The organism is Synechocystis sp. LEGE 06083 (assembly GCF_015207725.1).
Taxonomy (GTDB): Bacteria; Cyanobacteriota; Cyanobacteriia; order Cyanobacteriales; family Microcystaceae; genus Synechocystis; species Synechocystis salina.
In genome coordinates this window covers 1-10,314 of record NZ_JADEWJ010000124.1, presented here as the reverse complement: position 1 = coordinate 10,314, position 10,314 = coordinate 1, and the positions used below count along the sequence as shown (strand labels likewise).

Annotated in this window: 9 protein-coding genes; 3 read left to right on the top strand and 6 right to left on the bottom strand. The window is 44.3% G+C overall.

The genetic code is table 11. From position 1 onward, the window contains the following. Window positions 1-126: 126 nt before the first annotated feature. From IQ219_RS10835 to IQ219_RS10810, 6 genes are all read right to left on the bottom strand, one after another. Window positions 127-1,359: a P-aminobenzoate N-oxygenase AurF gene (locus IQ219_RS10835; RefSeq protein ID WP_194072601.1), complete on the bottom strand. Its 1,233-nt coding sequence runs from the start codon at window positions 1,357-1,359 to the stop codon at window positions 127-129. Window positions 1,360-1,372: 13 nt separating this feature from the next. After that, complete coding sequence (locus IQ219_RS10830; RefSeq protein ID WP_194072600.1) at window positions 1,373-2,272, bottom strand: ferritin-like domain-containing protein; 900 nt, start codon at window positions 2,270-2,272, stop codon at window positions 1,373-1,375. Continuing rightward, window positions 2,256-3,395: an aromatic ring-hydroxylating dioxygenase subunit alpha gene (locus IQ219_RS10825; protein ID WP_228016951.1), complete on the bottom strand. Its 1,140-nt coding sequence runs from the start codon at window positions 3,393-3,395 to the stop codon at window positions 2,256-2,258. The genes IQ219_RS10830 and IQ219_RS10825 overlap by 17 nt, the downstream gene beginning before the upstream one ends. Then, on the bottom strand, window positions 3,359-4,078 hold the full coding sequence (locus IQ219_RS10820; protein WP_194072598.1) for a hypothetical protein: 720 nt from the start codon (window positions 4,076-4,078) through the stop codon (window positions 3,359-3,361). Before IQ219_RS10820 ends, IQ219_RS10825 begins: the two co-directional genes overlap by 37 nt. Before the next feature lie 45 nt (window positions 4,079-4,123). After that, window positions 4,124-5,203 carry a fatty acid desaturase gene (locus IQ219_RS10815; RefSeq protein WP_194072597.1) on the bottom strand — a complete coding sequence of 360 codons (1,080 nt, stop codon included), beginning with the start codon at window positions 5,201-5,203 and terminating at the stop codon, window positions 4,124-4,126. Window positions 5,204-5,696: 493 nt separating this feature from the next. After that, window positions 5,697-7,403 carry a TrkA family potassium uptake protein gene (locus IQ219_RS10810; RefSeq protein WP_194072596.1) on the bottom strand — a complete coding sequence of 569 codons (1,707 nt, stop codon included), beginning with the start codon at window positions 7,401-7,403 and terminating at the stop codon, window positions 5,697-5,699. Window positions 7,404-7,699: 296 nt separating this feature from the next. Here IQ219_RS10810 and IQ219_RS10805 point away from each other — a divergent pair, with 296 nt between their 5' ends. The 3 genes from IQ219_RS10805 (at window position 7,700) to IQ219_RS10795 (ending at window position 10,291) form a co-directional block, all read left to right on the top strand. Beyond that, complete coding sequence (locus IQ219_RS10805) at window positions 7,700-8,050, top strand: phage holin family protein (protein ID WP_190599295.1); 351 nt, start codon at window positions 7,700-7,702, stop codon at window positions 8,048-8,050. Window positions 8,051-8,175: 125 nt separating this feature from the next. Continuing rightward, window positions 8,176-9,027, top strand: a complete 852-nt coding sequence (locus tag IQ219_RS10800) for a radical SAM protein (protein ID WP_194072595.1) — start codon at window positions 8,176-8,178, stop codon at window positions 9,025-9,027. Beyond that, the gene (locus IQ219_RS10795) at window positions 9,020-10,291 is read left to right on the top strand and encodes a hypothetical protein (RefSeq protein ID WP_194018596.1); all 1,272 of its coding nucleotides are present in this window, start codon (window positions 9,020-9,022) and stop codon (window positions 10,289-10,291) included. Before IQ219_RS10800 ends, IQ219_RS10795 begins: the two co-directional genes overlap by 8 nt. Window positions 10,292-10,314: the final 23 nt, after the last annotated feature.

Genomic DNA, 10,314 nt, shown 5'->3' with positions numbered 1-10,314 from the left:
GGCTCAATCAGAGGGAGAAATCAGTTCATGTTAAGCATTTAAGCATTAGAGTGCGGAAACTTATAGACTTCCCCACACCATCAGTTTAAACAAAATTTGCTTAATTTTTGATAGTAGCACTACCCTTTAATTTGCTTTGGGAGAGGCGGAGGGGAAGGGGTTTGTTTGAAAAAAACTTTGCAATGCTCTGCTCTGGAGTTTTAAATAATGTTCCATGGAGTTGCCCTTCATCAAGGCCATGGATTTATTTGTCTGGTCTACAAACGGTAGGGGGTCTAGGTAAGCTTGGTAGGATAACCAGGCTTCTTGGTGGGTTTGAAAACTGCGGTGTAATCCTTCCGTTTCCTGGGCGAAACAGGCCCAAAGCATGGCCTCACATTCCTGGGCAGAAAGACCGAACAAAGGCGATGTGAGGAGCTTAGCAATGGTGCCATACAGGGCAGGGTCGTACCAAAAAATCCCATTGATAGCAACGGACACATGGTAATGATCCCTTTGGCATCCCCTAATGCCCAAATTGACTAGTTGTCGCTCAAAAGCAGTGGGAGCGGGAAGAAGACCTCCAACGTCGTGGGACAAAATGGTGGAAGTATTGAAATGAAAGCTTTCGTCGAGAAAATGGTAATAGGAAATTTGGGTTGGAATGGGGTTACGTTCCGCTTCCTGTTGTTGGTAAAAGTGACTGAGTTTATGTTGCACTAATTTGCCATTCAAGGTCCGCAATCCCCTTACCGTGAGATACTGACAAGCCAAAAAGGCATTGTTAGCAGACAGTAAACTAAAACCTTGGAGTTGCATCCCCTTCCACCAACTTTTCAACCGATTTGTGTCAGCAAAAATCATTGTTTCTCGAAATGGCGATCGCCGGGGTTGGCCAAACAGATTGCCGCCAAAGAGAATTTGCTCCACTTGGTCAATCACAGTTTGAAAAGCCTGGATATGGCACCGTTCTTGGGAAGTTTCTAAGTCTAGGGTGTCACAAACTAAGCGAAAATCCGTTAGGGGATAGAGACCAGTGGCGCTGGTTTGATTGAAATAAATGGTAGCCACTTCCGCCGCAATAATTTGGCTGTAGTAAGCCACCCAGTAAAGATGGTTGAGGATGAGTTTTTGCGCTGCACTAGCTTGATCCCACAGGGGAGTGCCATAGAGGAGAGAAAATTCTGGCGCTTGCCAGTATTGGTCTCGGCACTGCTGATAGTCAAATTGCTCGGCTAATTGATCTAAAGCTGGACTATGATCTGTTTGCTTGGCTCGGCGATAATTAAGCTCTAGTTTTTTTCGGGTTTTGCTATCCTTTGCTAACAAAGATGGCTGCGTATGACTAGGTCTGGGAATGGCGTTGACAGTGGTTGACATGGGTCTCATTTTTCTAGCACAACTCAGCGGCATAGGGGACGAAACATTGTTGCTCTTCCAGACGGGATAAAATTTCCGGTGGTACTCCATGGACCATTAAGGAACGCAAAAGATTGAGCTTATTTTGGCTCTGCACTTCCGTTTGCAATTCGGTAAAAATTTGCCGGCGATCGTCAGAGGATAAATAACCTTTGCCCTGTTCTATGGCTTTAACCAAGCGTTGGGGCCCCACTTGCACCATCTGCAAAAATTCCCTGAGGGCTTGGTAAATATTTTTTAGACTGAGTTGATCGTGTGACCAGGTTTGTAATTGCTGGACTCCCGTGGCGTGGTGGCGGGCTTCAGCGGCCAAAAAGCTTTGTAGGGTTGCAGTTAAACGATCATTTTGACAATGGCTGGCGAGGGAACGGTAATGGCTCAAGCCCCAACCTTCCAAAACTACCTGCACCATGGTTAGTAACAGAGCTTTATCGTCCGATTCTAGTAATTGCCCCATAAACGATAAAAAACTGTCCTGATTAAATTCTGGCTTTTGCTGAAAAAATTGTTCGATTTGACATAAATGTTGGGCTTCATCGGCGGCAAATAAACTGTATAAAATTCGTTCTTCTTTGCTTTCTGCTAGCAAGACCATTTTCGCCATATAGCCCACTCCCGCCTGCTCCACCCAATAAATTTCCGTCAGTAAATCCTGGTTGGCGATCGCCAAAATTGTAGACTTTTCTACCGCACTGGCCTGTTGAAACAGGGTTACTTGATTTAAGCCAAAATATTCGGCGGGCCAATATAATCCTTGGCCATGGTCAAAAGTTTCCCTATCCCCTAATTGACCTAGGGTTGAGGTGAGAATTCGCTGCAGGCGATCGCCGGAGGAAATCGAGGGGAGGGTAAAGCCACTAATGGATCGGGCCATGGATTTTTACCCCTCCATTGTGGTTAGTTACTGCCGGGGCAGAGGTCAATTTTTCCTCATCTAGTGGTTGCCAAGTTTCCCAATGGAGGACTAGTTGCTTTTCCAGATGGTGGATAAATTCAAGAATTGATCTATCCTCTGCCAGGGGCGTTTTGATGGCAAATTTAATGGTCTCAAAAATCTTAGTATCTCCCTTCGCAAAATAGTTGCCCACCAGATTGGTTAGCCAAAGAATAATGCCATTAAATAACCAGCCCCACAGCCCAGGGCGATGCTTAGTTAACAAAATTGTTTGCCCTTCCGTTTGCCCATTTTGCCCTAAGCGCAGGGTAAACATAATGTAAAAATGCAAAAAGTCTGGCCCCAAAGTTACTGTGCCCGTACTGCCAAACCAATAGGATAAATTATAAGTACCAGCTTCTCGGTAAAAGGGTTTAATTAAACGTACTAAAAGGGAATCATTCCCTCCCTTGGTAGTATTAGCAAAACTAATTATATTTTGATCAATAACCTCCGATTTGAAGTTGATCTCCACCGGGAAATTATGCACCGTATTGAAATGGTGGGCATCAATGGCATTAACCATCACCACATTGGGATGGCAAGCTTTTGTAAAATTTTTACCCAAGGCACTGGCCACTTTTTGCGCAGCTAACTCCGGCGGCACAGGCAAGGTTTGACTAGGTTCAGTCCCAGTCCAGAGCCAAATTAAACCATAGGCTTCGGTCACCGGCCAGGTGGTAATTTTAACTGGCAATGATTTCCCTAAACAGGGCACTTCCACGCATTGTCCATCGCGATCAAACCGCCAATTGTGGAAAAAACAACGTAAACTTTCCCCTTCCACCTTGCCCTCAGCTAAATGGGCCCCCATGTGGGGACAATGGGCATCCACCGCCACTACTCGGCCGCCGTCAGTGCGATAAACCGCCAAATCTTTGCCCAATAAAAATACGGCTTTAACCTGGCCCCGTTTTAATTGTTTGGAACGCAGTAACCAATACCAACCGGCTACAAAGCGCTGGGGCTGATTAAAAACTTTGGCGGATTGCGGTTTGGGCAGGAAAACCACAGTGGTCAGACCAATTAGCTCAAGATATTTACAGCATAGCTGGAATGCCAAATTCTTAGTCCCGCTTTGGTCAAATTTTCCGTTGACACCTCGGCCAAACAAACCAACTCATCCCCCTGCCCATGGCCAGGGTTTTTTTGCAAAAAGAACTCCACATGGCGATCGCCTAATTTTTCCATGGGTACCTGGCGCAGGTTAGGGGTTAATACTTGGGGCTGGGGTAAACGCACAATGCCCACACTGGGATCGTAGTTAGCTTGGAATTTTTCCCGGGCTAGTTGGTCAATAAAATCCTGTACAGGCGGTGGAGTGGGGTGGAGATAGTGGGGATAGAATTCCTTGGCAAAAATGCTCAAAAACCGATAGGTGCGGTAACCGGAGGAAATCAGGAGCCAATACAGTTTTTCCGGTTTTGCTCCATGGAGAATTTGCATGGCCTTTGTCCAAGCCTTAGCCAGGGCTGGGTTAGACCACATGGACGGATCAGTAATGGTATCGCCGGAATAGACAATTCTGACGGTTTGTCCTTGCCGCTGGGCCGGGTAGAAGCAAAAGGTAGTGAAGCCTTTCAACACCCCAGCCAATTTGAGTAAAATCACCCAATCCTTACCCCCTAGGTCGGCTTGAAACTGCGGCCAATGGACTCCCTCAAAGTGGGTTTGGAGCAGCGCAAACATGGCCAGTTGGTCGGTATTGGGGATTTGGTCGGCGGGCAACAGAAAGGCTTCAATCATAGATTTCTGAGGGATTTTGTCTTCTCCCTCAATCCCCGGGGAAGGTCATGATGCTTTGCCCATGGCTTCTAGCCAACGATAGTTAGAGGCGATCGCCGCTCTGAAGGTGGGATAAACTTTGTACTCCACATCAAATTCTTGGCAAACATCCTTAATGATATTTTCTAGCTGGGGATAGTGAATATGACAAATATTGGGGAAAAGGTGGTGAGTGACTTGGTGGTTTAAACCGCCACAAAACCAGTTCCAAAAGGGATTAGTGGTGGCAAAGTTGGCCGTGGTGCGAATTTGACAAATAGCCCACTCGTCATCAATGGCACCGGATTCATCATCGGGGGTTAAAAATTCGGTGGATTCCAACACATGGGCCAGCATAAAGATGGTACAAACCACAATGCCGTAGGTCATGTAGGTGACGGAAGCACCAATTAATACTTCCGGAATGGAAAAACCTAGGGCCAGGGGTAAACCGAAAACGTAACCTAGCCAAAGCACTTTAACAGCCAATAAACTAACTAATTCAAGGGGCTGAAAAGGAGGGATTTTATGGTCATGGTATTTACCTTTATTAAGCACAAGGTAAACGTCGTAGAGAAACCAATAAAAAGGAATAAAAAGATACAGTCCCCAAATATAAAATTGCTGAAAGCGATAAATGCTAAAATGTTCCTGTTCAGGACTCATGCGTACTGCCCCATCCCCATGGATTTCTACGTCGTGGCCAAGGATATTGGTGTAGGTGTGGTGCAAATAGTTATGACGATAGCGCCAAAGAAAACTGGATAACCCGACAAAGTCATAGGTCAGGCCCAAGGCCCGATTCACGTAGGGATTAGAGGAATAGGCGTTGTGGTTGGCATCATGGCCGACATTGAAGGAAAAGGCCGCCACGGCGATCGCCAAAACCACACAACCGAGGAGGCGTACCGGAAAAATAACTGGAGCAAAAAGCACAAAGGCCCAAGCGGAAAACAACCAGAGCACGATGATCAGGGTTTTCAGATACATGGCGGGGTTATCCCTTTGGGTCAGGCCATGCTCGGCAAAGTAGGCATCAACCCGTTGGTTTAGTACCCGACGAAACCCCCGCTTCTGGGTAAATTTAATTCTTTCCGCTGTTAACATTTATAAATTTTAAATAGATAAAAAACTCCCACATTATACCGCTATTAACTACAAAAAAAACTCCAGCACCGAGGGAATCTAAAAATTTACTCAAAATAGCAGACCGTTGACAAAGTTATCGCCTGCTCCCCATTAACCCGTTCAAGCTCCAGCAAGAAGAGAGAAATTGTATAGGGTTTTTTCTCAAAATTGAGTAGTGAGAGGATTATTTAAACATATCTTGAGGAGAATGACGAAGTCTTCCTGAACAGATGCTAGTCAACCACCACAGTAACTAAACAATAAAGTGAAGCTGTTGGCTCCATTCATCCTTTTCTAGTATTATTTGCCAGTAAAATTTAGCTACAAGTTAAACTTATGTTGCTATTTTTTCTGCTTTAACTTTTCGACAAAAATCACCCTCTGCTGTCGTCTAATTTAAAAATATCAAACATAGGCAAAATGTTCTTTTTTGATCACTATTAGCCCAGGCAAAAATTCTATTCCACCCATGCTAAACCAAAAAAGAGTCCAGGGGATCGGCGGTGGCATGGGGCGATCGCCAAAGTTGCTCCAGGGCAGTGGCGGGCATGGTTAGATACAATACATCCCCGGAGGTGAGATGGGTGCTCAACAATTCCCAGCTATGGATGGTTTTGCCGCCCCGTTCTAGATAGAGGGGGACGAAATCTGATTTGTGAGCCGCAATTTTCACCAATTGCTCAGCAAAGGGATGGTTTGGGGTAATCAACGTTGCTAGGGCTACCCAAAGCAGATCGTCGGTCATGCCGTTGCCCAAAATTTTGCCCCCCAGGGCCGCCGCCGCAAAGGAATAGGTGGCCAATTCCGCTGGACAAAGCACCGTTTCAAATTCAAATACTTCCTGGAGGGACAAGCTAAACTGGGCATCCTGACAACGCAACACCACCGGCAAACTAGGGGCGATCGCCTTGGCGGTCAGACCAATTTCCAAGTTCACCGTATCGTTACTGGTGGCCACCACAATGGCTTCGGCTCGGTTGATATTGGCGCAGGCTAAACTTCTTTCTAGGCGGGCATCTTCTACAATTACCGGCACCCCCAGGGAACGGGCCGTATGCAAGAAACGATTATCCGTATCTTTTTCGATCACCACAATTTCATGGCCCTGGTGGATTAACTCTTCAATAATGGCCATGCTCACTCCCCCCAGCCCACAAATGATGATGTGATGGCGATCGGGTAACTTGGCTGCATCCAAAAACTGACTAAAGCGACTGCCAAGGATGAAATCGTTCAGCAGGGCATAGCAAATGCCAATCACCCCGGCCCCAGCGATCATCATCACCGCTGTGAACACTTTGATAATATCGGGGGACTTTTCCGCCACTTCTTCCTTGCCACCGGCCCCGGTAATCATACCGACGGAAAAATACAACGCATCCACCGGAGCAATGTGTTGGTCAATGGAAACGTAGGTGAATGTGGCCAGAAAAATCATCAATAATAAAAATAAAATCACCCACATCACCTGTTGGACGTAGCGCTGATATTCCCGCAGATTGGTAATTAGTTTGGAAAATTTGCGCCAAGGCGATCGCCGTTTGGCCTTGGGTTGGGGTTTTTGCCCCACAATCAGATGATCCCCAGCTTGCAAAGTTAGCCCATCCACCACTGCACCGATTAAATCCGTTTCACTATGGGCCGGCAGATAATAGATCAACATCCGACTGGGGTCGTCCCATAAATCTGCCAGGGGTAAATTGAACCAGGGATGGTCTTGGTCAATGATAATTTCTTGTATAGGCCAAGTCTGGTCAAACAAACGCAATTGCCCGATCGCCTGATTACCCAAAGCCGCAAAGGAAAAAATCGGGGCCGCCAGGGCAGAAACACTTAAACTAACGTGGTCTGGGAGGGTGGTGTCTAAACGTTTGCCCAGAGCATGGTTAAACAAACGATTAACAATGCGAATGCGGGGATTGAGAATGCGGGCCTGGGTCAGGATAGCCAAATTGAGGGCGTCGTCACTGGTGGCTAGCACTAAGGTTTGGGCGGTGTGGATGGCGGCCTTAGTCAGAGTCGCGGTGGACCTCAGTTCCCCCACCACAATGTTGCTGGGATTTTCCCCTGCTATGGGGCGATCGGAAATGCCAATCACCTCCGCTCCCTGTTGTTTGAGCAAGCTAAAAATTCGATAACCCGTTTGTCCCAGCCCACAAACGACGATGTGCGGTTTCATAACGTCCTAAAAAAATGGGAACCTGAACAAAAAAACGTCGCCAACGGGAAGCCCTGTCCCAGGGCAGCTGGAACTGATCAAACTCACCAAACAGCCCCTCGCTAACCCAGCCATTTCATTTTCTCCATTCTCCCCAGACACCGCTAGCAAAACTGTCACCGTTCAATCATTTTGTCCCCACTGGCGATCGGGTCTGCTCCATTAACCGCGGTAAACCGACCAGTCAACCATTGCGGCCAACGTTTAAGATGGGGACATTGTTCTAGTTTTTGATTGTAATTACCAACGGAGGGAAAATGTTACAACTGCTTATCGTCTGGATTGTCACCTCGGTTAGCCTCCTGATTATTGCCCAACTGCCAACGGGGGTAGAAATTTCCAGCTTTAAAAAAGCGCTTATTTCCGCAGTAGTTATCGGTTTGCTCAATGCCTTAGTGCGCCCAGTACTGACATTTTTTACCTTTCCTCTAATTTTTCTCACCTTTGGGTTGTTCTACACCGTAGTCAATGCCATCATCTTTGCCCTGGCCGCCGCCTTTGTGGAAGGATTTAGTCTCCGTTGGGGTTTTTGGAGCGCCCTCATTGGAGCCATTTTGCTGGGATTGATCAACTCCATCCTCTTTCAGCTACTACCCGTTGGCAGCTAGTCCAAAAATTGACTGAGTCATTGTCGTGGAGTTCTAGAGTGCCTAGTTGAGGCGGTGGGGTTGATTTTAACTTCACCGTTTTCAACTAACCTTGCAAAAACTGCAAATTATTTGAGGGAAAAGCTTTGCAAGTCACCATTAACCAAGCTAAATCTCTCCTCAATAAAGCCACTGGTTTTATCCAGGATTATGATTTTACTCTTAATCCCTATCGCGGCTGCCAGTTTGGTTGTGACTATTGCTACGCTTCTGCCTTTAGTCCTAACGCTCAATTAAAGGCTAATTGGGGAGACTGGGTAATGGTAAAAGAAAATTCAGCAGAATTATTAGTAAATGAACTAGAGCGAATTAGCAAAAAATACGATCGTCCGATTCGGATCTATATGAGCAGTGTAACAGATCCTTATCAACCCATTGAGAAGAAAGCACAGATCACCAGGAAAATTCTACAGGTCTTAATTAAGTATCAACCTGTGTTAGTTTTACAAACTCGCAGTCCCATGGTTGTGAGAGATATTGACCTTTTACGTCAATTTCATAACCTAAGAATTAATATCAGCATTCCCACTGCTAGCGAAAGAGTAAGAAAAGATTTTGAAAGCCGTTCTCCCAGTGTTAAAGCTCGCCTACAGACGGTGGAAAAACTTAGGCATCAACTTCCTTCTGACGACGATTATAAAATCAAATTCGCCATTACGATGACCCCACTGTTGCCTTCCTACGATGAAGATTTAGCAAAATTTATTGAACAATTAGTCACGGTTGATAGAATAGTTATACAGCCATTTCACAGCAGTCAAAATCAATCCTTAAAAGCATCCACTCCTGCCAAGGCAGTAGAATTAAAAAGAAAATATGAGTGGTGGTATCAAAACGAAAATGAGAATTACCGTAATCTGCTCAACAGACTAGAATTGATCAAGCAATACTATGGCGTAGAAATTTTTGAAGGTAGGGAAGGATTTGGTTATGATTAACCCGATTCAATTTGTTAAAAGTTTATGGCAATTGCAGATTATAAAAGCGGAAATTATCAAAGGAAATCGCAAGTTAGCTCAACATTTAATTTTAGCAAGGAAAAAACAGGGATATAAATTAACTTTGTTGGAAAAATTATTCTTGGAAAGCCAGGAACAAACCAAGCAAAATAGTGATTATTTGCCTGAATCTACTGCCACTATAGCTAGGCAAAAATTTACCGCACAACAACAGTTAATACAAAAAATTAATAGGGCTTTTCATTTAATTGATCACGATGGCTACAAAATAGAATGTACGGGAATTGACGAGTATGTTTTTACGAAATTAGAGGCTGAATTAGTGATGTTTTTAGAACAAATCATTGATGCCGTCGACTTGGATAAAAATCAAGTTAAGCAAAAAATCAAAGAGGCTTATCGAGATTTAAATGGACTAAAGAAAGGAATTGATCCAACCTATGATAAGGCTTTTAGTCCCCATGTTTATTTTATCAAATATTTTTTGGACAACGTTTATTGTAGTTATCTCGCCTATTTTTTTATCTATCAATCTGGTCAATTAAATCGAAATCTTAAAATTCTTGACATTGCTGCCGGCCCCGCTACGATGCTGTTTGGTCTATCCCTCTTTTTAGAATCTTTGACTGATTATCAAGGAATTGCTGATTTTACCTGTTCCTATTACTCCCTAGAAAAACAACGAAATTTGCAGTATAGGGGGCTGCAGTTTTGGCGTCAATATCTTGATAGTCTTCAATTGCCACCCAATATTTTTTATCAATTTAATACAGTCAGCATCTTCGATTATGACAATTACTTCTCTAAGTTACCTAGGGGATTCTTCGATTTAATTATTATTGCCCATTGTTTTTTCTATCAAGGGGAAGATAGAAGTAAATCCTTCGATATTTATCGATCAATTTTTAAGCAATGTTTGCGATCAGACGGTAGGGTTTTGTTGGTTATTCAGGGAAACAAGTTTTATAAAATGTTTGACACCTATGCTGATGAAAACATAGATAAAGAACGGTACTTAATTGATACGTTTTTAGACTCTCTCGGTCTGCGACTAATCTTTTACAAGTACTTGACTTCAACCGGCAAGCGAGCTAGCAGTAAGGAGAATTTTAAACAATTTATCCTAGGTAATCTTCCAGAACAACCACAAATGGATAAATTAAAATGGGAATATCTTAACTATAAAAATCCCAGTAAATATGTTATTGATGATTTTGTGATTTATGCAGAAAGGCAATTTTAATCATCTGTTTCAGGCTCTTCTTC